Source organism: Pseudomonas sp. HY13-MNA-CIBAN-0226 (assembly GCF_040310305.1).
In the GTDB taxonomy this organism is placed as follows: Bacteria; Pseudomonadota; Gammaproteobacteria; order Pseudomonadales; family Pseudomonadaceae; genus Aquipseudomonas; species Aquipseudomonas gregormendelii.
Window position 1 is genome coordinate 1 of sequence record NZ_JBEOPS010000234.1, and the last position, 275, is coordinate 275.

At 53.1% G+C, this 275-nt stretch carries 1 pseudogene; it reads left to right on the forward strand.

Going from position 1 to position 275, the window contains the following annotated elements:
* Positions 1–275 (forward strand): annotated as a pseudogene (locus tag AAEZ05_RS28555) (hypothetical protein); the annotation flags it as partial.

The following is a 275-nucleotide window of genomic DNA, read 5'->3' on the forward strand; positions in this document are numbered from 1 at the left end:
TGACAACACTGTGCCAGCTGAAGCGCTAGAAGCTGATAGCGAAGAAGCCAGTGCGCCTGCCAAAACTGCTCGCGCCAAAGCCAGTGAAAAACCGGCTGCAAAAACTACAGCGTCTGTCGCGACTGATGGTAGTCGTACCGCCCGCTCGCCGCGTACGGCAAGCAAAATACCTGCCAATAAGTCTCGTGCAGCTAGCACAGACAATAATGGCGCAGAAGACCAAATCAGCTTGGTGCAAATCGATGTGGCACGTCTACAAGCGGGTAAATATCAAC